The organism is Acinetobacter sp. ANC 4204, from assembly GCF_002135205.1.
GTDB lineage: Bacteria > Pseudomonadota > Gammaproteobacteria > Pseudomonadales > Moraxellaceae > Acinetobacter.
On sequence record NZ_NEFZ01000016.1, the window covers coordinates 25,326 to 47,435 of the forward strand.

General features: G+C 41.3%; 20 protein-coding genes. 11 read left to right on the forward strand and 9 right to left on the reverse strand.

Annotation, left to right across the window (positions count from 1 at the left end; all coding sequences use genetic code 11):
• Window positions 1-10: 10 nt before the first annotated feature.
• From B9T36_RS18685 to B9T36_RS18710, 6 genes are all read right to left on the reverse strand, one after another.
• Window positions 11-1,573 carry an ABC transporter ATP-binding protein gene (locus B9T36_RS18685; RefSeq protein WP_228147031.1) on the reverse strand — a complete coding sequence of 521 codons (1,563 nt, stop codon included), beginning with the start codon at window positions 1,571-1,573 and terminating at the stop codon, window positions 11-13.
• A 124-nt stretch (window positions 1,574-1,697) separates the two neighbouring features.
• Complete coding sequence (locus B9T36_RS18690) at window positions 1,698-2,720, reverse strand: BMP family ABC transporter substrate-binding protein (protein ID WP_228147032.1); 1,023 nt, start codon at window positions 2,718-2,720, stop codon at window positions 1,698-1,700.
• Window positions 2,721-3,060: 340 nt separating this feature from the next.
• Window positions 3,061-4,041: an isopenicillin N synthase family dioxygenase gene (locus tag B9T36_RS18695; RefSeq protein WP_086210925.1), complete on the reverse strand. Its 981-nt coding sequence runs from the start codon at window positions 4,039-4,041 to the stop codon at window positions 3,061-3,063.
• 76 nt (window positions 4,042-4,117) lie between these two features.
• Window positions 4,118-5,167, reverse strand: a complete 1,050-nt coding sequence (locus tag B9T36_RS18700) for a BMP family ABC transporter substrate-binding protein (protein ID WP_228147033.1) — start codon at window positions 5,165-5,167, stop codon at window positions 4,118-4,120.
• Between the two features lie 138 nt (window positions 5,168-5,305).
• The gene (locus tag B9T36_RS18705) at window positions 5,306-5,791 is read right to left on the reverse strand and encodes a nucleoside deaminase (protein ID WP_086210927.1); all 486 of its coding nucleotides are present in this window, start codon (window positions 5,789-5,791) and stop codon (window positions 5,306-5,308) included.
• Between the two features lie 24 nt (window positions 5,792-5,815).
• On the reverse strand, window positions 5,816-6,871 hold the full coding sequence (locus tag B9T36_RS18710) for an aromatic ring-hydroxylating oxygenase subunit alpha (protein ID WP_086210928.1): 1,056 nt from the start codon (window positions 6,869-6,871) through the stop codon (window positions 5,816-5,818).
• Window positions 6,872-7,177: 306 nt separating this feature from the next.
• On the opposite strand from B9T36_RS18710, the gene B9T36_RS18715 reads away from it, so the two are divergent.
• Both B9T36_RS18715 and B9T36_RS18720 read left to right on the forward strand, forming a co-directional pair.
• Window positions 7,178-8,101, forward strand: coding sequence for a LysR family transcriptional regulator (locus B9T36_RS18715; protein WP_086210942.1), 924 nt, complete (start codon window positions 7,178-7,180; stop codon window positions 8,099-8,101).
• Between the two features lie 76 nt (window positions 8,102-8,177).
• A complete protein-coding gene (locus B9T36_RS18720; protein ID WP_086210929.1) occupies window positions 8,178-9,530 on the forward strand; it encodes an 8-oxoguanine deaminase in 1,353 nt (450 codons plus the stop codon).
• A gap of 79 nt (window positions 9,531-9,609) precedes the next feature.
• Here B9T36_RS18720 and B9T36_RS18725 read toward each other — a convergent pair whose 3' ends face one another.
• From B9T36_RS18725 to B9T36_RS18735, 3 genes are all read right to left on the reverse strand, one after another.
• Complete coding sequence (locus tag B9T36_RS18725) at window positions 9,610-10,887, reverse strand: DcaP family trimeric outer membrane transporter (protein ID WP_086210930.1); 1,278 nt, start codon at window positions 10,885-10,887, stop codon at window positions 9,610-9,612.
• 238 nt (window positions 10,888-11,125) lie between these two features.
• Window positions 11,126-12,493, reverse strand: a complete 1,368-nt coding sequence (locus tag B9T36_RS18730; RefSeq protein ID WP_086210931.1) for an MFS transporter — start codon at window positions 12,491-12,493, stop codon at window positions 11,126-11,128.
• 281 nt (window positions 12,494-12,774) lie between these two features.
• The gene (locus B9T36_RS18735) at window positions 12,775-13,689 is read right to left on the reverse strand and encodes a LysR family transcriptional regulator (RefSeq protein ID WP_086210932.1); all 915 of its coding nucleotides are present in this window, start codon (window positions 13,687-13,689) and stop codon (window positions 12,775-12,777) included.
• Between the two features lie 115 nt (window positions 13,690-13,804).
• Here B9T36_RS18735 and B9T36_RS18740 point away from each other — a divergent pair, with 115 nt between their 5' ends.
• The 9 genes from B9T36_RS18740 to B9T36_RS18780 all read left to right on the forward strand — a co-directional run.
• Window positions 13,805-14,914 carry a muconate/chloromuconate family cycloisomerase gene (locus tag B9T36_RS18740; protein ID WP_086210933.1) on the forward strand — a complete coding sequence of 370 codons (1,110 nt, stop codon included), beginning with the start codon at window positions 13,805-13,807 and terminating at the stop codon, window positions 14,912-14,914.
• Between the two features lie 29 nt (window positions 14,915-14,943).
• The gene (gene catC / locus B9T36_RS18745; RefSeq protein ID WP_005399484.1) at window positions 14,944-15,234 is read left to right on the forward strand and encodes a muconolactone Delta-isomerase; all 291 of its coding nucleotides are present in this window, start codon (window positions 14,944-14,946) and stop codon (window positions 15,232-15,234) included.
• Window positions 15,235-15,377: 143 nt separating this feature from the next.
• A complete protein-coding gene (gene catA, locus B9T36_RS18750) occupies window positions 15,378-16,298 on the forward strand; it encodes a catechol 1,2-dioxygenase (protein ID WP_086210934.1) in 921 nt (306 codons plus the stop codon).
• 78 nt (window positions 16,299-16,376) lie between these two features.
• Window positions 16,377-17,774 carry a benzoate 1,2-dioxygenase large subunit gene (gene benA, locus B9T36_RS18755; RefSeq protein WP_086210935.1) on the forward strand — a complete coding sequence of 466 codons (1,398 nt, stop codon included), beginning with the start codon at window positions 16,377-16,379 and terminating at the stop codon, window positions 17,772-17,774.
• Window positions 17,771-18,280 carry a benzoate 1,2-dioxygenase small subunit gene (gene benB, locus B9T36_RS18760; RefSeq protein WP_086210936.1) on the forward strand — a complete coding sequence of 170 codons (510 nt, stop codon included), beginning with the start codon at window positions 17,771-17,773 and terminating at the stop codon, window positions 18,278-18,280. Before benA ends, benB begins: the two co-directional genes overlap by 4 nt.
• Before the next feature lie 88 nt (window positions 18,281-18,368).
• Window positions 18,369-19,385, forward strand: a complete 1,017-nt coding sequence (gene benC, locus B9T36_RS18765; protein ID WP_086210943.1) for a benzoate 1,2-dioxygenase electron transfer component BenC — start codon at window positions 18,369-18,371, stop codon at window positions 19,383-19,385.
• 280 nt (window positions 19,386-19,665) lie between these two features.
• Entirely contained in the window at window positions 19,666-20,451 is a 786-nt protein-coding gene (gene benD / locus B9T36_RS18770) for a benzoate diol dehydrogenase BenD (protein WP_086210937.1), read from the forward strand.
• 53 nt (window positions 20,452-20,504) lie between these two features.
• Complete coding sequence (gene benE, locus B9T36_RS18775; RefSeq protein WP_086210938.1) at window positions 20,505-21,731, forward strand: benzoate/H(+) symporter BenE; 1,227 nt, start codon at window positions 20,505-20,507, stop codon at window positions 21,729-21,731.
• Between the two features lie 27 nt (window positions 21,732-21,758).
• Window positions 21,759-22,110 (forward strand): 3-oxoacid CoA-transferase subunit A (locus tag B9T36_RS18780; protein ID WP_139841377.1); only part of this gene is annotated, 352 nt, incomplete at its 3' end.

Here is a 22,110-nt window from a genome sequence, read left to right on the forward strand (position 1 = left end):
GATGAAATGATTAAGCTTGAACTTGTTGTGAATGAGCTAAATCTACAGTGTGTGCAACACTGGTAATCCCTGACATCAACAACCCAATTTGTTCTGCATTGGTACTACGGGTCTGCATAGGTTCGGATAGTTTTCCAGCAGCCAATACACAAATGTAATCACTAATTTCAAACAATTCTTCGAGCTCTTCAGAAATCACCAAAATCGCAACGCCTTGTCTAGATAAATCAATCAATGTTTGTCGAATAAACATTGATGCTCCTACGTCAACGCCCCAAGTGGGTTGAGAAATAATGAGAACTTTGGGCTGTTGTAAAATTTCTCGACCCACGATGAATTTTTGTAAGTTACCACCTGAAAGTGAGCGTGCTTCTGCTTGTGCACCAGAAGCCTTTACACTAAATTTTTCAATACATTTTTCTGCAAATAGTTTGGTTTTTTCAAAGTTAATCAGTCCAAATTTAGTCAAACCCTGCCTAAATGCAGTCAATAGCGCATTTTCAGACAGTGTCATATTGGGTACAGCACCTCGCCCTAAACGTTCTTCGGGGACAAAGCCTAAGCCCAAATCACGACGTGCACCTGCGGATATCTTGCCGACATTTTGCCCCTCTAGATAAATGCTGCCATTTGTGGTTATTTTCTCTCCAGAGATTAAAGACAAAAGTTCTGCTTGCCCATTGCCTGAAATGCCTGCAATACCGAGGATCTCTCCCGCTTTTAAGTTCAGGCTGATATTTTCTAGCGCAACACCGAAAGGATCATCTGTGGGTTGATTTAAACTCGAAACCTCAAACAATATTTGCTTCTCACCTAGATATTCATCGTGAATATACGTAGGTAACTCACGTCCAATCATTAAACGCGCCAGATCACTGGTACTATTTTCTTCTGGTCTAACATGGCCTGTAACTTTACCATTTCGTAAAATGGTTGCTTCATCACATAACTCTTTAATTTCATGAAGTTTATGACTGATATATAAAATAGAGACACCTTGTGAAGCGAGTAATTTCAATGTCTTAAATAATTGTTGAACCGCTTGTGGAGTAAGTACTGAGGTTGGTTCATCTAAAATAATGAGGGAGGGGCTTTGTAATAGACAGCGGATAATTTCCACACGTTGCCGTTCGCCCACTGAGAGTGAATACACTTCACGGCGCGGATCAACAGGTAAACCGTATTGTTCAGATACTGCAATGATTTTCTCATTGAGCGTTTTTATGTCAATTTTCTCATCGAGACCAAGTTGAATATTTTCTGCAACAGTTAAAGTCTCAAACAAAGAGAAATGCTGATAAACCATGCCAATGCCCAATTTTCTCGCTGTCGAAGGGCTATCTATTTTGACTTCTTTACCATTCCAAAGAATTTGGCCTTCATCGGCTTTGGTCGCACCATAAATAATTTTCATGAGTGTGCTTTTTCCAGCACCATTTTCGCCTAAGATGGCATGGATTTGACCCGCATGAACTTTGAGATGAATTTGATCATTTGCACGTAGCGAATTATAACTTTTGCAAATATTAATTAACTCTAAGCGAGTACTTGCTTGTTGAGGTTCTCTATGCATGACCTTAGTGATATGACTGTCTGGTGTATTCATGATTGTGATGCTCTTTCGAATCTCTGCATTGAATGTCCATTCAGCTCGTATCGTACTAAATGGACAAAACCGTGACGTCTCAAACGATGCGTTATTTCGGAAGTGAACCTTCTACACCTTTGACGTAATAGTTCATTTTGCTCAGCGTCGCATCATCTAAAGTTTTTCCTTTAGCAATCACCAAACTGCCATCTTGTTTATAAATCGGTCCTGAAAATGGGTGAAGTTTGCCTGAATGAATGTCATCACGTACTTTGAGTGCTGAGGCTTTAACATTGGCAGGAACAGAAGGTCCAAAATTTTCAATATTGACTGCACTTTGTTTGACGCCATACCAAGTTGCACTTGGTTTCCATGTTTTATTTGCCACTTGAGTCATGGTTGGAGTATAAATTTTTTCCCAATGCAAAACCGATGCAGCCAAGTGTGCTTTAGGACCAAATTTACTCATATCAGAGTCCCAGCCAAAGGCAAAAACACCCTTTTGTTGTGCCGCTTGTACAACTGCTGGCGAGTCAGTGTTTTGCATTAATACATCTGCTTTTTGTGAAATTAAGGCCAGTGCAGCATCACGTTCTTTACCTGGGTTAAACCAAGAGTTCACCCAAATGACTTTCGTTTTAACTTTTGGATTAACACTTTGTGCACCCAATGTGTAAGCATTGATATTGCGCACCACTTCGGGGATTGGGAACGAGGCAACTACACCGAGCACATTCGATTTGGTTTTTTGACCAGCGACGACTCCAAGCATATACGCCCCTTCATAAGTCCGCACATCATAGACCCCTAGGTTTTTACCCTGTTTGTAGCCAGTTGCATGCATAAATACAGTATTAGGGAACTGTTTCGACACTTTCTCCATGGCATTCATATAGCCAAAAGAAGTTGCAAAAATTACTTTATTACCTTGTTGTGCCAAATTACGAATCACACGTTCTGCATCAGCCGTTTCGGGTACATTTTCGATATAAGACGTCTTATATTTTCCAGCCAAGGCTTTTTCCGCCTTGATTCGTCCTTGATCATGTGAATATGTCCAACCATGATCGCTGGTCGGGCCAATATATACAAAAGCAGCTTTATCTACAGCAAATGCCTGTGTCGTCCCCATCAACCCCAATAGACTTGTGAGTACTATTTTTATAGCTGTTTTTTTCATCGAAAATTTATTTTCTAAACATTTTGACATCATTGGCTCCTTAGGTTTTAACCTAAAAATATATTGACTCGATATAAATGGATCTTTCATACCCTCTTTCTAATAATTAGCAATATTCGTTCCAACTATTTAGAAAAATAGAACTGCACCACTATAAATATATTTATTATTTTAATAATTTTTCAATAAAATAAAAAACCACCATTATTTATGGTGGTTTTTTTATTTTAAATACACATCAGTTATTATTTATATAAAATAAATTTTATAATAAAAAGTGAACATGAGGATTTTATTCATAAACAGGAATTTCTTGTGGTTTTACATCAAACGAACGTTGATACATCTCCTCCATATGTTCTCCTGCCGTACATGATGTGTAACTGGAGCGCTCTCCCTGTTGAATTGTTCCAGGAAGTGCATCAATTTGTGTGAAATAACTCGGACCATAGAAAAATGGAATGGAATAACGTGACTTTCCATTTGAATATAAGTTTCGAACTCGATGTGGATTGGACTTATATAAGCCATTGGTCCATCTTGGAATTAAATCACCCAAATTCACCACAAAGGTATCAGCAATCGGTGGTGCAGAAACCCAAACGCCATCAGGCATACAGACCTCTAAGCCGCCCAAATCATCTTGCGCTAAAATGGTGATTGAACCCCAATCTGTGTGCGCACCTGCACCAAAAGTATCAGCAGCGGCATCTTTCGGATGAGCGGGATAGCGTAGCATTCTTAGTGTTACCATTGGATCTATACAGCATTCATCAAAATAATGCTCTGGCAAATTTAATGATAAAGCCAAAAGCTGCATAATTCTCTCAGAGAGCCCCATCATGGCATCAATATATGCTTGGCAGAACGCCTCAGTTTCAGGCACTTCCGTATGCGGCCATTGATTTAAGCCATAATTTTGATATTTTGCGACCACAAAAGGATGATCTGGAGCATAGTTCTTACCACAATAAAATCCTTCTTTAATGTCGGCCTTAGCAGTAAAGTCGAGCTTTTGCGCTGCAATTTCCTCAAAACCTCTATGACTTGGACTATTATTTTGGTCATACTTTTTTTTGACACTTTGAGGTAAATCAAAAAGCTCCTTTGCAAGTTCAAACTGCCGTTGCACCAAAGCCAAATCTATCGAGTGATTTTTCACATAGAAAAAGCCTGAGCTCATTGCAGCAGTTCGGATTGATCGCACAATGTCATCTAACTGATTGGCATTTGGGTGGAAAGCATAGTGAAGATCTATAACAGGAATACTCATATTTAACCCTCATGTGTAAAGCCCAGAGTGTGCCATACAGCTCTAGGCGGTTATTTTTCGATTTAGTCATGACTATTTATTTAGGTAGTGAGCCGTCTACACCCCTGACGTAATAGTTCATCTTGCTGAGTTCTACATCTGTCAGCGTTTTGCCTTTGGCTATAATTAAACTGCCATCCTGTTTATACAACGGTCCTGAAAATGGGTGAATTGCCCCTGTTTTGAGTGAGTCTCGAACTGCTAGCGCTTTATTTTTTTCAGCGGTAGAAACTGCTACTCCAAAATTTTCAATATTCACTGCATTTTGTTTTACACCATACTTATAAACAGTTGATTTCCAAGTTTTATTCTGAACTTGTTTCATCACTGGCTCATAAATTTTTTCCCAGTGTAATACAGCTGCTGCCAAATGAGCTTTTGGTCCAAATTTGCTCATGTCTGAGTTCCAACCAAATGCATACACCCCTTTTTGCTGTGCAGCTTGCACAACAGCAGGAGAGTCTGTGTTTTGCATGAGCACATCTGCTTTTTGTGCAATGAGTGCCATTGCAGCATCACGCTCTTTTCCTGGATTAAACCATGTATTTGCCCAAATCACTTTGGTACTCACCTTTGGATTTACACTTTGTGCACCCAGTGTGTATGCATTGATGTTTCTAACAACTTCTGGAATAGGAAATGACGCAACAACTCCAATGATATTAGTCTTGGTTTTCTGTCCCGCTAGCACGCCCAACAAATAGGCCCCTTCATAAGTTCTAAGCTCATACACCCCTAAGTTTTTAGCTTGCTTATAGCCAGTTGCATGCATAAATACAGTATTAGGAAATTGCCTCGCAACTTTCTCCATAGCATTCATATAACCAAAAGACGTTCCGAATATGACTTTATTTCCTTGTTGTGCAAGATTACGAATCACCCGTTCTGCATCGGCTGTTTCGGGTACATTTTCGATATAAGACGTCTTAAATTTACCTGCCAATATTTTTTCTGCTTTGATCCGCCCTTGGTCATGTGAATATGACCAGCCATGATCACTGGTCGGTCCTAAATAAACAAAAGCGGCTTTATCCTGTGCATACACGGTATGACTCATCCATGTCCCAGCACTGACACAAAACAACATAACACTTTTTAATAATCTTCGTTTTAAATGCATTTTTGTTCCACCATAGATTATTTAACTAAGTAAAAATTATTATTAACTCCAAATTATTGCATTATAAAAAATCGACAATCAACTACATTTAAATAAATAATAATATTATCTATTGGCCCAAAAACTCATTTGCAGATCTACTGTTTCTTTTTCAAGTTCAAGAATTGGACCAATTAAATCAATATTTTTTTGCCCATGAGAAAATATATATTGTGAAGAAACATTCATGGTTGGGTTCTCATTATGATTACCTGTACACACTAAAAGTTTTTCCTCTGTCATGGCATAAACCACGCGTCCAATATTTGCCCAGTAAATCGTACCTGAGCACATGCAACATGGCTCTACAGCTGTATATAGTGTGCAGTTCCATAAATATTCTGGTGGATAATTGGTTGCAGCCACACGTGCTAAGGTCGACTCTGCATGATTTACAGTGTCAATATTGCACTGAGTTAACAGGACAGTCTCATGGTCAGGTGCAACCAATACTGCACCAAATGGGTGGTGCCCTAAACTGATTGCACGCCTTCCAACATCATTTGAAAGCTTTAAAAATCGAATAATCTGTTCATGGCTCGGCTGATTCACAATGATCTACTCCATTTCTAAAAACTAAACGATATAACGCTTACTTAAACCCCACTCCGCCAGAATACGACGATATGTGGTCGAAGAACGGTCTGCTTCAAAGTGCGCCTCCATACCAATATCAAGTGGTAGTTCTTCTGGTTTTTGGCTTTCAACCATGTCTTGATCTTCTGCAAAAATTTGTGCATTAAAGGCGTAAACAGCTTCTAAGTCTCCAGTGGTATCAAAGTTACGGGTCAGTGGTACAAATAAACGGGTTTTATTGTGCGAGACTGGGCAACAGGCGTTTAAAATTTTCAACACCCCATTTTCTGGGAAATATATGGTCAGGATCGCTGAAAATGGTGGATAAACATCAAATACCCGCTTCCATAAAAATCCTTCAGGTGCTAAATGCTGCATGCCATGTGGGTAATTGCTGACATCACTGACATATTCCGTATGTAAACCATAGTCTGTTCTTACTGTTGAATACTTTTGCACCACAGGATTATCGGCATCAGCAAAGGAAGCACTGTGTACCCAAGCAAAATGAGCGACATCAATAAAACCTTCAAGTTGACGTCCACTTGAACCACCGATATCTACATATGGCGGTAAAATTGCTTGATGTTCACCATGATCCCATGTATCTAAATTTGGGAAATTCGCATCTGTTTCATTGCGACCAAATAAACTGGTCCAGATCAGACCATACCTTAGAACCACAGGAAATTTAGTTAGAGAAAAACGGTCTGAAATTTGGGTTAATTCAGGTTGCGCAGGAATTTTGACGCACTTGCCATCAGTATTGTAGTGTAAGCCATGATATGGACAGACCAAGTCTTCGCCTTTAACCCAGCCTTTAGTCAAAGGTACACCTCGATGTGGACAGATATCTCGAACTAAATGAATACTGCCACTTTCCGTTTTATACAACGCCATCTTGACGTCTAAAAGAATGACTTGTTGCGGTTTATCTGTAACATCCTGAATGCGCGCTACTGGATACCAATGCTGCGCTAAAATATTCCAATCCGTTGGATCAAAGTTGCTGCCATGTGGTTGACTAAAGAGATTAAGCACTGGAATTGCATTCATATTTAACTCACAAAAGGTTCTTTATTTCATCAATTTATCTATCAACAAGCTATGTTTTCCTCGTTGATGAAACCGTTGTATTTGATTAAAAAATAAAGATTTTTATAACATTCTGTCTATTAGAATGTTTCGTACATTTCATTCTAAAAATAAGAACACCTTTTGTTTGTACATAGCGCATAACTCTGAGATTTTGCAGTTTTTGGCATGGAAATCGCTTAATTCTTATCATTGTTCCGGTCTAGGAAAATGCTCAATCATTTTCTACCTTGCTTTTAAACATACTTGGGGTATATCCATTTGACGATTAGCACTCCATTTTCACGTTTTTCAGACTATTTCATTGCTGTTGCCAGAACAGGAAGTCTAAGAAAAGCCGCAGATCAACTTTATATTTCAGTGTCTGCAGTCCATCGCCAAATTGCTCTTGCTGAAGAAGAGCTGGGAGTACCATTATTTGAACGCTTGCCCAATGGCCTAAAACTCACGCTTGCAGGTGAAATGTTATATGCTGACCTTTTAAAGTGGCAAAAAGAATTCCAAATGACACGAGTCAGGTTTGATGAAATTCAGGGCTTGTCACGAGGGAATATTGAGTTAGGATTAATTTCAGCATTAAGTGATGGTTTCGTGCTTGACTCTATTGAGTATATTTACCAGCAATATCCTTGGATCAATTTTAATATTCAAATTCAAGACAGTGATCAAGTTGCAAAAATGATTGCCAATGCCGAAATTGATTTTGGTATTTTGCTGAATCCCAAAGAACATCATCATCTAGATGTTTTGGCATTTATCGAAATCCCACTCGGATTTGTCATGTCCAAACAACATCCATTAGCTAAAGCCCCAAAAATCAATTTTTCAGATACAGTTAGCTTTAAGCATTTAATTCCGTGCGCACCACTCATTATTCATGACTATGCCAACGCATTGTATAAGCACCATAAATTTACGCCATCGCAGAAAACAGAGTGCAATGATATCCATATGTTGACATCACTGTTAAAACGTAATTTGGGCATTGGCTTACTGTCGTATATTGATGCATATCCCCTCATCCAAAATGAAAAGCTAATTTTTAGCCCAATCCATGAAAAGGGTCTATATCCTCTCACTATTGCACTTTGTGTTGCGCCTAAAAGACAAATTTCACGCATTTCTCAGGTCATGATTAAGCATTTAGTTGAGCAAATGGAGAAAGTCAAAAACAGTATGACGCTACTCTAATTTTTTGTGTTGATAAATTATAAGCTTGGTATAAAAGTTGCTGTAGTTCTATCAAATAAAATATTTAGGTTGATCTATGGCTTCAATATGGATTAAAAACCCAATGGCTATTTATACTGCAAATGCATTTGATGCGCGTGGGGGACTACTGATTTCAGATGGGAAAATCACTGAGCTGATTGCTCTAGGAGCCAGCCCTACTCAACCCTTTGAAGAAATATTTGATGCCAAAAATCTTGTCATTACGCCAGGGCTTATTAATAGCCATCATCATTTTTATCAAACTCTAACTCGGGCTTGGGCTCCTGTTGTAAATGCGCCACTTTTTCCTTGGCTGAAAACCCTTTATCCAGTTTGGGCTAAGCTTAATCCAGAACAACTGCATTTAGCGACACAAGTAGCTTTGGCAGAACTTGTGCTTTCAGGTTGTACCTTCGCAGCCGACCACCATTATTTATTTCCAGAACAATTAACTGACGCGATTGATATTCAAGTACAAGCTGCACAACAAATTGGTTTACGAGTTATGCTCACTCGCGGTTCAATGAGCTTAGGTTCAGATGCAGGTGGTTTACCACCACAACATACTGTTCAAGAAATAGATACTATTTTAAAAGACTCTGAGCGTCTGGTTCAGCGCTATCATCAGCGTAGTGAAGACGCCATGGTGAATATTGCACTTGCACCTTGCTCTCCTTTTTCTGTGACACAAGATATTATGCGCGAAAGCGCTAAACTGGCGGATTTTTACGATGTTCGTCTACATACCCATTTAGCAGAAACCCTTGACGAAGAAAACTTTTGCATGCATATGTTTGGTATGCGAACCGTTGATTATTTAGAAAGCGTAGGCTGGCTCAATAGCAGAACATGGCTGGCTCACGGTATTCATTTTAATGCCGAGGAAATTACACGCTTAGGACAAGCCCATGTCGGAATTTGTCATTGTCCGCATTCTAATATGCGTCTAGCTTCAGGTATTTGCCCAACCTTTGATCTCATACAAGCAGGTGTTCCTATTGGACTTGGTGTGGATGGTTCTGCTTCTGGCGATGCTTCTAATTTGATACTTGAGACGCGTCAAGCTATGTATTTACAGCGTTTAAAATACGGTGCCGAAACCATCACGCCTGAGCTAGCTCTTGGCTGGGCAACAAAAGGGTCAGCACAACTGTTGGGGCGTGAACAGCATTTAGGGCAAATTGCTGTTGGCTATCAGGCAGATCTTGCTTTTTATAGTCTAGATGAACTTCGTTTTTCAGGTGCACATGATCCACTTGCTGCACTATTACTTTGTGGCGCTGATCGTGCAGAACATGTAATGATCAAAGGTCAATGGATCGTAAAAAATCAAAACCTAGTCTCGGTAGATTTAGAACGCTTACAAGCTGAACATCGTATTGCAGCTAAACAGTTATTAGCCGCTTAAAAACCGAAACATTGAATAAAAAAATAAGAACTGAAGGGTTATTCCTTCAGTTCTTATGCGCGAAGTTTCATGTCAAAGACTAAAAGTTATAAATCGCAACCAAGTTCACACGGTTGTCTTCACCTTTCTTACTGCCATTTGCCGCAGGTGCAAACGCCTCACGCTCACCGTAGACATACTCAATCCCAAGACTAACAGGCTGAACAGGGCTATAGAATAAATTCCCCCATGCCTGCCATAAGTTTTTATTGATTTTGGTATCATCAGCGACAGCATCAAGATAGTCCTGATTTTTATCAAAAGTCATATAACCATAAGCTAACGTGCCGCGTAACTTGTCATTAAACTTCTGCGTTAAACCGACAGTAATTGAGTCAAACTCACTTTGTTCAATACTTGTACCCGTTGAAACAACACCCGAGTTGGTAAAGGATACAAAGCTGCTATCGCCTTTGACATGATAATAATCGGCTTTTACCGAAGTGACTGGAGAGATGTCAAATTTGGCACCAACACCTACGCCATACGCCCACTTTTCTTCATTTTGAATGCGTTTTTCATGCGCCATTGCACGTCCACTGACTGATAATGCATCATTAAACTTATGGTTCACTCGTCCGGTAAATGCAGGCATACGTTGGCTAATGCTACTATCTTTTGGATCTTCCACGGCTGCAACTAAGTTGGTATTTGGCGTGAATTTATGAGTATAACGCACTTGAGGGGTACGTTTAATTGAAGCACCCACATAAGCCAAAGCATCAATCGTTTCAGGGATATAGTCTGGGGTTGCAAAGTTTGACCAGGTTTGACCAATTAACCAGTTCCCATAATTTAAATACGCATGACGAATACGTAAATTATCAAGGTTTGTACCGCCTAAAAAGTCAACCTCAATTTTAGCATTTAAGTTCTGATCGGCCATGGGTGCCTTAAAATCCAAACCTAATCGTGTTGCTGAAAGTGTTGATCTTAAACGATCGCTATTTTCAGCATTACCCTCTAAAGGCACACTATTGATCTGATTATAGGGCATATCACGAGCACCACCTTCAGCCTGATACGATGCGTCCATACGAACATTACCGTATAAATTGAACTCTGCCCCACCTTTGGTTAAACCCAAACCCGTTTTTTCAACCGTCTTAGGCGCTGTTGACACTTGTCGCTCAACAGCACTCAGTTGAACAGCTTGCTGCTGTTGTTGCTGAGTGTACTGTTGAAGCATTTGTCTTAACGCATTTACTTCATTTCTCAGTTGTTCAACTTCTGTCGTAGTATTGCTTTGCGCATGTAATGTAGCGCTACTGAACATAGATAGTGTGACAACTAAAGCATTCTTCTTAAATTGTTTCATTTAACACGGGTCCTGTGTATATAAGTCTGTCCTGACTTTTACTCTTAATATTTTGGATCTCTTTTTCACTGCTGTTATTCAACGCAATGCAATTTTTTTAATACTTTAAAATTAATCTTTTATCGCATTAAAACTGCGTTAAAAACAACTTATAAAAAAGCATATTGATTCTAACAGTTCGTTCAGTTTTTAACATGAGCCTACTACTAATGCACTAGACTCATGGGTTCAATATTATTTAATTGGCCGTGGATTTAGCTGCATCAAACACTTGTTTTGATTTAGCTTTTTCACCATCAACAGATACTTTTAAATTCACCATAAATACGGCTAAAGCCGCAATCACACCAGGTATCGCAATCACGAGAAAATTCATTTGATGTGGCAATTCAAAAGTTAACAGTGCACCTGTCAGTACAGGTCCGACAATTGCGCCAATCCGTCCTATGCCTGAAGCCCAGCCCATACCTGTAGAGCGCACCGCAGTTGGATAGAATTGTGCAACAAAGGTATACAGTAAAATTTGTGAGCCAATAGTCGCTGCACCTGCAATCGCAATCAAGGTATACAGCACCATTTGCGGGCTATTGAAGCCAAGTAGAATCAGTGCAATAGCACCTACAGTGAACATCGTCGTTAAAACTGGTTTTAAGTGGAAACGGTCTGCGAGCGCACCACCGCCAATCGCGCCAACCATACCGCCAATATTTAAAGCAAATAAGAAAATCATACTTGCACCAAGCGAATAGCCTGCTTGAATCATGAGTTTTGGTAACCAGCTTCCAAGCGCATAGACCATGAGCAGGCACATAAAGAATGCCACCCAAAACATCATGGTGCTAAAGGTTCGACCTTGTTGGAACAATGCTTTTAATGGTGCATCATCACCTGCAACCGCATCATTCAATTTAAAAGTGGTCTCTAGTTGAATGTCTTGTTCAGGTGAAATTTTTCGCACAATTTCACGGACTTTTTCAGTTTCGCCTTTTTTAGTCAGGAACATTAAAGATTCAGGTAAAAACTTCCAAAGAATCGGTAAAGCCAGAAATGGAATGATGGCGATATAGAACATGATTTTCCAACCATAGTCTGTTACCAACCATGCACCCAATAAAGCTGAGGTCATCCCGCCAATGGCATAACCACTGAACATAACCGCAACAAGTGTGCTACGAATGCGCTTTGGGGCATATTCAGTCATGAGTGCGACCACGTTTGGCATCACTCCCCCAATGCCGAGCCCTGCAAGAAAACGTAAAATACCAAACTCAATAGGATTGCTTGCAAATGCGCCTAGAAAAGTGAAGCCACTAAAAATAGCCACACAAATCATAATGGTCTTTTTACGGCCCAATTTGTCAGACAACGTACCAAAGCTCATCGCACCGAACATCATGCCAAACAATGCTGTACTCGCAAGTAAACCTGCTTGTACTGCACTGAGTCCCCACTCTTGCATCAGAAGTGGCAATGCCACACCGTAGATGACTAAATCGTAACCATCAAAAATAATAATCAGTAGACACCAAATGAGCACACTCCAATGAAAGGGCGTAAATTTGGCTTCATCGACCACCGTGTTGATATTAACTGGATTTGTATTCACTTTAAGCCTCCTGCTTGCGAATGTTCTGTTGCTGTGCACATTGCAGTAAAAGTGACTTTCTTGTCCAAAACCGAATAACTCTATATTTATACCTTTAAGGTCGGTTACCCATTTTATTGTTTATAATTAAATATATATATAAATGATTGAGAATAAATCGGTTAGAAATAATCTTCTTTGGCCGACAAAATGCCATAAAAAAAGCCACCTGCTTAGATGGCTTAAATCACATATTTTTAAATATATGCATAGTTTTAACAGTTAAATTTGAAACTCAAATTTTAAATAAAAGCACGGTCATATTTGATCGCTTCGAGGTCATAAACCTGATAAATACAATCAAATAGCGAGCGAATATCCTCACTTTCATCCATAGAGCGAATCGCAAGAAAAATTGGGCTTCTTGCTGCATCATCTAAGATTGGAATGTAGTTCAAATGCGGGAGTTGAATGGTTCTTGCACTTTCTGGAACTACACAAATCCCTTCTCCAGCGGCGACCAAACCCAGTGCTAACTGTATTTCACGAACCTCTTTTAAATGTTTCGGTTCGAGCCCATATTCTGAAAATAGACTTTGTACCTGAGTCGAAAAATTTGGCTTGGGATGACTTGGATAAAGAAATAAATTTTCATCAACCAAGTCAGACAGGTAGACACCCTGCTTGTGTGCCGTTAAAGGGTGACTAGAATGTGCCGCTAACATTAACGGTTCTTCACGCAGTAAAACCCGACGCACAGCAGGATCGGAAATGCGTAAACGTCCAAAACCAACATCAATACGCCCTTCTTTTAAGGCTTGAATTTGGTCTTTGGTACTCATTTCAATCAATTCTATTTTTAAATGCGGCTGTTGCTGGCGAAATAAATACACAATTTTAGGCAATAACCCATATAACAAAGAACCCACAAAGCCCATCGTTACCGTTTTTTCCACCAAACCCACCCGCTGAGTCATGGTTTTTACTTCTTCGGCATTAGACAAAAGTTTAACCGCATGTTGATAGAAGAATTGCCCTGCTTCTGTGGTCTTGAGTGGGCGGCTACCACGTTCAAATAATTGCACTCCTAACTCAGCTTCCAGATTCTGTATCTGACGGCTAAGCGGGGGCTGCGCTATGAATAATTTTTCAGCAGCTTTGGTAAAGCTCTGCTCTTCTACAACAGCTACATAGTAGCGGAGGTGTCTCAATTCCATGACCTTTGATACCTTTAAGATATATTAAAATGCTAATTTGATCTTCGACAGTTCATATTTATTCTTTTAAGGTATATCACATCAGGTACACAACGCAAGGCTGCGCAGAGTTAAGATGTATAAATCTATAGAAACCTTACTCGTCGAAATCCCCACTATTCGCCCGCACAAAATGGCGGTAGCGACTATGCAAACGCAAACGCTTGTTTTGGTGAAAGTTAGCACTGAAGATGGCTTTGTCGGCTGGGGTGAAGCAACAACGATTGGCGGACTGGGCTACGGTGAAGAAAGCCCTGAAAGTATTAAGACCAATATTGAAACTTATTTTGCACCTTTATTGAAGTCCCTTAAAGCTCCAAACATCGCACAAACCATGCGTGCTTTGAAAAAGAACATTAATGGTAACCGTTTTGCCAAATGCGCAATTCAAACCGCCCTGCTAGATATCCAAGCACAACGTTTAGATTTACCCTTGTCTGAAGTATTGGGCGGGCGTTTGCGTGACAGCTTATCTGTGCTCTGGGTGTTGGCATCTGGTGATACTGAAAAAGATATTGCTGAAGCTCAAAAAATGATTGAGGCGAAACGCCATAATATTTTCAAACTTAAAATTGGCTCACGTCGTGTAGAAGAAGATGTTGAACATGTTCTTGCGATTAAACAAGCATTGGGTTCAGACATTTCCATCCGTGTTGATGTGAACCGTGCCTGGTCTGAGCTAGATGCGATTAAAGGCATTCAACTGCTACAAAATGGTGGTGTTGACCTGATTGAACAGCCTTGTGCAATCGACAACATTGATGCGATGCAGCGTTTAACACGACGTTTTGATCTTGCCATTATGGCGGATGAATCGCTCATGGGGCCGAGCTCAGCCTACCGTTTAGCCAAAACCAATGCAGCCTCTGTTTTTGCAGTCAAAGTAGCTCAGTCTGGTGGACTAATCGAAGGTCATGAAGTCGCAAAGATTGCCAACTTAGCAGGAATTGACCTATACGGTGGCACCATGCTTGAAGGTGCAGTCGGCACGATTGCTTCGGCACATTTGTTTTCGACCTTTGAAAATTTAGCTTATGGCACCGAGTTATTCGGCCCACTGTTGTTAACCCAAGATATTTTAAAAACCCCACTTCAATACACGGACTTCGCCTTACATCTGCCCCAAGGCAAAGGACTCGGTATTGAGTTAGATGAAAACAAGATTGATCAGCTGCGCCGCGCTTAAGCGACGTCTTAACCGTTTAGGAGTTACACATGCTTTTTCACGTACGTATGGATGTAAACATTCCACTGGATATGCCTGCTGAAACTGCCAGTGAAATTAAAGCAGTCGAAAAAGCATATTCGCAAGAGCTACAAGCTCAGGGCAAATGGCGACATATTTGGCGCATTACAGGTCAGTACTCAAACATCAGTATTTTTGATGTAGACAGCAATGAAGAGCTACACAACATTTTGCAAGGTTTACCCCTGTACCCGTATATGAACATTGAAGTGATGCCTTTGAACCGACATCCATCGTCTATTCGCGAAGATGATCGCTAATTTAAAAAGATTTAATGCAGTTTAATCACTGGAACGTAATGAGTAATCCAGTGAAAGAAATTAACAAGGAGCGTGGCAGCTAGCTTTTCAACCTATTCATAAAGCCAGCCACCACACAGCAAACATACTTAAGGAGCAATAGTATGAATCGTCAACAGATTGATGCACTAGTCAAAACAATGAATGTGGATACAGCAACAGGCCCTGTAGACGCACGTACTCAACAAATTGTGGTTCGCCTATTGGGTGACTTATTCCAAGCGATCGAAGACTTAGATTTGAGTCAAACTGAAGTTTGGAAAGGCCTAGAATACTTTACGGATGCAGGCCAAGCCAACGAACTTGGTTTACTTGCGGCTGGTCTTGGTCTTGAGCACTACCTCGACTTACGTGCAGATGAAGCCGATGCCAAAGCAGGCATTACAGGCGGAACACCACGTACCATCGAAGGTCCTTTATACGTAGCAGGTGCACCTGAGTCGGTCGGTTTTGCACGTATGGATGATGGTTCTGAAGAAGGCAAAATTCCGACTTTAATTATTGAAGGGACAGTGACTGACACTGATGGTCAGATTATTGAAGGTGCAAAAGTTGAAGTTTGGCATGCCAACAGCTTAGGTAATTACTCTTTCTTCGATAAGTCCCAATCAGACTTCAATCTACGTCGTTCAATCATTAGCGATCAAGATGGTAAATACACAGCTTTAACCACGATGCCTGTCGGTTACGGTTGCCCACCAGAAGGAACAACTCAATTTGTATTGAACAAGTTAGGCCGTCACGGTAACCGCCCTTCGCACGTACATTACTTTGTATCTGCGCCAGGCTACCGCAAGTTAACCACTCAATTCAACATTGAGGGTGACCAATACCTGTGGGATGACTTTGCATTTGCAACCCGTGAAGGCTTAGTGGCTACCGCTGTCGATATTACCGATGAAGCTGAAATTGCGCGCCGTGGTTTAACAGGTCCATTCAAACACATTCAATTCAATGTTGAACTGGTGAAAGACCAAGCGGCTGCACCATCAACTGAAGTTGAACGTCGTCGCGCTAGCGCTTAATTACCCTTGGAACCGAAATAGCCACTGCAAAGTCGCATTTCGGGGACTTCCTCACTTTTGGAAAGTCGGAGAACGGACATGCCACGTATCCCAGTTATTAATACTAGCCATCTCGATCGTATCGACGAATTACTTGTCGACAACTTTGAAACAGGCGAATTCAAACTTCATCGTTCAGTCTTTACTGATCAAGCCCTTTTTGACCTAGAAATGAAGTATATCTTCGAGGGTAACTGGGTTTACTTGGCACACGAAAGCCAAATTCCAAATAACAACGACTATTACACGACGTATATTGGCCGTCAGCCTATTCTGATTGCACGTAACCGTAATGGTGAACTCAATGCCATGATTAATGCCTGTTCACACCGTGGTGCACAGCTTTGTCGTAATAAACGTGGCAATAAAGCAACCTATACTTGCCCTTTCCATGGTTGGACATTTAACAACTCTGGCAAACTTTTAAAAGTTAAAGATCCAGCAGATGCAGGTTATTCAGACTGTTTTAACCACGAAGGCTCACACGATCTGAAAAAAGTTGCACGTTTTGGCAACTATAAAGGTTTCTTATTCGGTAGTTTAAATCCGGATGTTCCCTCTTTAGAAGAATACTTAGGCGAAACCAGCAAAATCATTGACATGATTGTGGATCAGTCTGAGCAAGGTCTCGAAGTTTTACGTGGTGCTTCTACTTACACCTATGAAGGCAACTGGAAACTCACTGCAGAAAATGGCGCAGATGGTTATCACGTTTCTGCGGTGCACTGGAACTATGCAGCGACCACTCAACAACGTAAAGAAAAACAAGCGGGTGACAACATCCGTGCCATGAGCGCAGGTGCTTGGGGTAAACAAGGCGGTGGCTCATACGGTTTTGACAATGGCCACATGCTGCTTTGGACACAATGGGCGAATCCAGAAGACCGTCCAAACTTCCCGAAAGCCGACGAATACTCTGAAAAATTTGGTGAAGCAATGTCGAAGTGGATGATTGAGCGTTCACGTAACCTTTGTCTTTATCCAAACGTCTATTTGATGGATCAGTTCGGTTCACAAATTCGTGTACTCCGCCCGATTTCAGTCAATAAAACCGAAGTGACGATTTACTGTATCGCGCCTGTTGGTGAAGACACAGAAGCACGTACGCGCCGTATTCGCCAATATGAAGACTTCTTTAATGCCTCAGGCATGGCAACACCTGATGATTTGGAAGAATTCCGTGCATGCCAAGCGGGCTACGCAGGCATTGAACTGGAATGGAACGATATGTGCCGCGGTTCAAAACACTGGATTCAGGGCCCGGATGATGCTGCCAATGAAATTGGCCTAAAACCAAAACTTTCAGGTGTCAAAACTGAGGATGAAGGCCTCTATCTTGCACAGCACCAACATTGGTTAGACATGATGAAAATTGCAATTGCCAATGAAAAAGCACTGGCTGTTGAAACTGCAAATGAACAAGGAGAAGTGGCATGAATGCTCCGACAACACTCAATACCGTTAGCATCGAACAAATTAGTCAGTTTTTGTATCAAGAAGCACGTTTTTTAGATGATGAGCAATGGGACGATTGGCTTGCATGTTATGCCCCTTCTGCATCATTTTGGATGCCTGCATGGGATGATGACGATACCTTGACCACCGACCCACAATCTGAAATTTCACTGATTTACTACCCAGACCGCCAAGGTTTAGAAGACCGTGTGTTCCGCATTAAAACTGAGCGCTCTTCTGCAACCATGCCAGACACACGTACTTGTCACAATGTGAACAACATCGAAATGATTGAGCGTGATGGCGACAAAGTTACCGTCCGTTTTAACTGGAATACGCTGAGCTTCCGCTACAAAACCAGTTATAGCTACTTTGGTATGTCGCGTTATGAAATCGACTTTTCAGGTGGAAAACCACAAATTTTAAGCAAATACGTGGTACTGAAAAACGACTATATCAACCAAGTGATTGATGTTTATCACCTCTAAGTTAGCCACACATCCTTAGTATGCTTTCAGCCAAATGGAGTTTTGGCTGAAAGTTCCAAGTTTCAAAGTTTTTAAAGGATATTCAGCCATGTCAAACCACAATGTTGCACTTCAATTTGAAGATGGCGTAACGCGTTTTATTACCGTGACTCAAGGTGAGTCTTTATCAGATGCCGCTTACCGCCAAAAAATTAACATTCCGCTAGACTGCCGTGATGGTGCATGTGGAACTTGCCGCGCTTTTTGCGAATCTGGTAGTTATGACATGCCTGAAGAGACGTATATTGAAGATGCGTTAACACCAGAAGAAGCGGAACAAGGCTATATTCTGGCTTGCCAATGTCGCCCAACCTCGGATGCTGTATTCCAAATTCAAGCGTCATCTGAAGTGTGTAAAACCGAAATCCACCAGTACCAAGGCACTTTAGTCTCTGTCGAAAATTTATCAGAATCGACCATTACTTTTGATATTCAGCTCGATGAAGGCCAACCTGACATTCACTTCCTTGCTGGTCAATATGTCAACGTCGGCATTCCAGAGACAGCAGAAACGCGTTCATATTCATTTAGCTCGAAACCGGGCAACCGTTTAACTGGTTTCGTGGTCCGTAATGTGCCGAATGGCAAAATGAGTAGCTTTTTAAGTGGTGCTGCCAAAGCGGGCGACAAAATGACGTTTACTGGTCCATTTGGTAGCTTCTACTTGCGTAATGTGGTTCGTCCTGTGGTTATGCTTGCAGGCGGTACTGGTATTGCACCCTTTATGTCTATGTTACAAACATTAGAAGAAAAAGGCGCTGAACACCCTGTTCGTTTAGTGTTTGGTGTTACCAATGATTTCGACTTAGTGGCTTTAGAACAGCTCAATGCCCTCCAAGCTAAACTTCCATGGTTTGAATACCGTACCGTGGTTGCAAGTCCAGACTCTGCACATGAGCGTAAAGGTTATGTGACTGGGCATATTGACAATGAATGGCTCAATGGCGGTGATGTTGATGTCTACCTCTGTGGTCCTGTACCTATGGTCGATGCTGTTCGTGGTTGGTTAGATAGCGAAGGTGTAAAGCCTGCAAACTTCCTGTTTGAAAAATTCTCTGCAAACTAATAGATCACCCAATATTTAAGCCATAGAAAAAATGATACGCGAAAACGTCATTCGCAATTGTTCGAGGCCAAACTGCTTGGTAAAAAAGCCTTTTCTGCGAGAAAGATATCAAGTAATCGGTTTCTGACGAGTTTTGCAGTGTTGCTTACTTTTCCCAAAAGGAAAGTAAGTCCAACCAAAGGTTAATCCGGTAAGTGATATTCAAATGTTAGGACGCCGGCGTGCCAAATTTATAAATTTAGAAAATCATCTTTATATCGGATGATGAGCGAGTTAAAAAATGGCGTTAAATCAAAGATTTTTAAACAAAGTCGTGATTGTGACTGGTGCCGCTCAAGGCATTGGTCGCGGTGTTGCACTCCAAGTGGCTGATGAAGGTGCACAGGTTGTTTTAGCCGACTTATCTGATTATGTCGATGAAACATTAGCCGAAATTGAAGCAAAACAAGGTGATGCAATAACAGTCAAAGCCAACCTTGAAACCTTCGCAGGCGCACAAAGCGTTGTAGACAAAGCACTTGAGGTTTATGGACGTGTCGATGTGCTCATCAACAACGTCGGTGGTGCAATTTGGATGAAACCCTTTGAAGAGTTCTCTGAAGAAGAAATCATCAAAGAAGTGAATCGCTCATTATTTCCAACGCTGTGGTGTTGTCGCGCAGTTCTACCTGAAATGATTAAAAATCAGAAAGGTACGATTGTAAATGTGTCTTCTATTGCGACTCGTGGCATCAACCGTGTGCCGTACTCGGCATCCAAAGGTGGGGTCAATGCTCTCACTGCATCACTCGCTTTTGAACATGCCAAAGATGGCATCCGAGTGAATGCAGTTGCGACAGGTGGAACCGAGGCACCGCCACGTAAAGTGCCACGTAATGCAAATCCATTGTCTGAAAATGAAAAAACGTGGATGCAACAAGTGGTCGATCAAACCATTGATCGTAGTTTTATGAACCGTTATGGCACGATTCAGGAACAAGTCAATGCGATTGTATTCCTTGCTTCAGATGATTCGTCATATATGACAGGTACAGTGGTTCCTGTAGGCGGTGGCGATCAAGGCTAATTGATCGTCACAAAACTTTATATACAGGATCATGTCTGCATGGAGGCAAATGAATGGCTACCCTGTTTAAAACTTTGAAAGAGGATTGGTCTATTTCAGCCACTGTCGCAGGATTTTTGGCAGTGCTGATTTCCTATTCAGGACCACTCATTATCTTCTTTCAGGCTGCGCAACAAGCTCAAGTTTCCCCGACCATGATGATTTCGTGGATTTGGGGTATTTCTATTGGGGCAGCCGTGGCAGGGATCTTTCTTTCCATTAAATTTAAAGTCCCTGTGATTACCGCATGGTCTGCACCGGGTACAGCGTTATTGGTCACGCTGTTCCCAAACATTAGTTTAAATGAAGCTGTAGCCGCTTATATCACCTCGGCTGTGGTGATTTTCCTGATTGGGATCAGTGGTTACTTCGATAAATTATTGAAATGGATTCCGCAATCGGTAGCCGCTGGGATGATGGCAGGTATCCTATTTCAGTTTGGTTTAGGTCTTTTTAGCGCAACTAACAGTATGCCGATTATTGTGTTTAGCATGCTGTTTGTCTTTTTAGTCGCAAAACGAATTTCACCACGCTATAGCATGCTTTGGGTACTGCTTTCAGGTGTGGCCTTGAGCTTTGGGCTTGGTGAAATGAATGCGGTAAGTTTAAATTTTCAACTTGCTATTCCTCAGTTCATCAGCCCTGAATGGACTTGGCACTCAACCTTAAACCTTGCCCTGCCTTTGATTTTAGTCAGCCTGACAGGACAGTTTTTACCAGGCATGGCCATTATGAAACTGAGCGGTTATGACATGCCTGCCAAGCCGATTATTACCACTACCAGTATTGCTTCTTTAGCTGTTGCATGTGTCGGCGGTATCACCATCGTTTTGGCGTCCATTACCGCTGCACTGTGTATGGGCAAAGATGCGCATGAGTTAAAAGAAAAACGCTATATCGCAGGCGTTGCTAACGGCATTTTCTATATTTTAGGTGGTTTGTTCGCAGGCAGTATCGTTCTGCTCTTCAGTTTGCTACCGAAAGAGCTTGTTGCTGCTTTGGCTGGCTTGGCTTTATTGGGTGCGATTTCAACCAATATCGCTGTAGCCATGAAAGATGAATCTCAACGCGATTCTGCACTCATTACCTTTTTAGCTACAGCTTCAGGTATGCATTTTTTAGGCCTAAGTTCAGTTTTTTGGGGCATCGTCATTGGTTTAACTGCGCATCTGATTTTGACCAAACGTAGTCCTGAAGTTTCAGCTTTAGCTTCACGCTCCAATTCAAGTTCTAAAAGTTAATAGGTACGCTGTACCTAGGACAATATTATGATTGATAAAAGTTCAGCTTCTTTAACAGAAGCACTTTCGCAAATAAAGGATGGCTCAACCATCATGATTGGTGGTTTTGGCACAGCAGGACAACCTGCTGAACTGATTGATGGCTTAATTCAACTCGGCATTAAAGACCTCACCATCGTCAGTAACAATGCTGGCAATGGCGACTATGGTTTAGCCAAGCTCCTCAAAGCGGGTGCTGTGAAAAAAGTCATTTGTTCGTTCCCGCGTCAGTCCGACTCTTGGGTCTTCGATGAACTCTATCGTGCAGGCAAAATCGAATTGGAACTGGTGCCTCAAGGTAACTTGGCCTGTCGTATTCAAGCCGCAGGTATGGGACTGG

What these genes read in the sequence shown, in the direction of transcription:
- B9T36_RS18685 (WP_228147031.1), bottom strand. Translation starts at nt 1,573, where the DNA reads ATGCATAGAGAACCTCAACAAGCAAGTACTCGCTTAGAGTTAATTAAT.
- B9T36_RS18690 (WP_228147032.1), bottom strand. Translation starts at nt 2,720, where the DNA reads ATGGGGACGACACAGGCATTTGCTGTAGATAAAGCTGCTTTTGTATAT.
- B9T36_RS18695 (WP_086210925.1), bottom strand. Translation starts at nt 4,041, where the DNA reads ATGAGTATTCCTGTTATAGATCTTCACTATGCTTTCCACCCAAATGCC.
- B9T36_RS18700 (WP_228147033.1), bottom strand. Translation starts at nt 5,167, where the DNA reads ATGTTGTTTTGTGTCAGTGCTGGGACATGGATGAGTCATACCGTGTAT.
- B9T36_RS18710 (WP_086210928.1), bottom strand. Translation starts at nt 6,871, where the DNA reads ATGAATGCAATTCCAGTGCTTAATCTCTTTAGTCAACCACATGGCAGC.
- B9T36_RS18720 (WP_086210929.1), top strand. Translation starts at nt 8,178, where the DNA reads ATGGCTTCAATATGGATTAAAAACCCAATGGCTATTTATACTGCAAAT.
- B9T36_RS18725 (WP_086210930.1), bottom strand. Translation starts at nt 10,887, where the DNA reads ATGAAACAATTTAAGAAGAATGCTTTAGTTGTCACACTATCTATGTTC.
- B9T36_RS18735 (WP_086210932.1), bottom strand. Translation starts at nt 13,689, where the DNA reads ATGGAATTGAGACACCTCCGCTACTATGTAGCTGTTGTAGAAGAGCAG.
- B9T36_RS18740 (WP_086210933.1), top strand. Translation starts at nt 13,805, where the DNA reads ATGTATAAATCTATAGAAACCTTACTCGTCGAAATCCCCACTATTCGC.
- catC (WP_005399484.1), top strand. Translation starts at nt 14,944, where the DNA reads ATGCTTTTTCACGTACGTATGGATGTAAACATTCCACTGGATATGCCT.
- catA (WP_086210934.1), top strand. Translation starts at nt 15,378, where the DNA reads ATGAATCGTCAACAGATTGATGCACTAGTCAAAACAATGAATGTGGAT.
- benA (WP_086210935.1), top strand. Translation starts at nt 16,377, where the DNA reads ATGCCACGTATCCCAGTTATTAATACTAGCCATCTCGATCGTATCGAC.
- benB (WP_086210936.1), top strand. Translation starts at nt 17,771, where the DNA reads ATGAATGCTCCGACAACACTCAATACCGTTAGCATCGAACAAATTAGT.
- benC (WP_086210943.1), top strand. Translation starts at nt 18,369, where the DNA reads ATGTCAAACCACAATGTTGCACTTCAATTTGAAGATGGCGTAACGCGT.
- benD (WP_086210937.1), top strand. Translation starts at nt 19,666, where the DNA reads ATGGCGTTAAATCAAAGATTTTTAAACAAAGTCGTGATTGTGACTGGT.
- benE (WP_086210938.1), top strand. Translation starts at nt 20,505, where the DNA reads ATGGCTACCCTGTTTAAAACTTTGAAAGAGGATTGGTCTATTTCAGCC.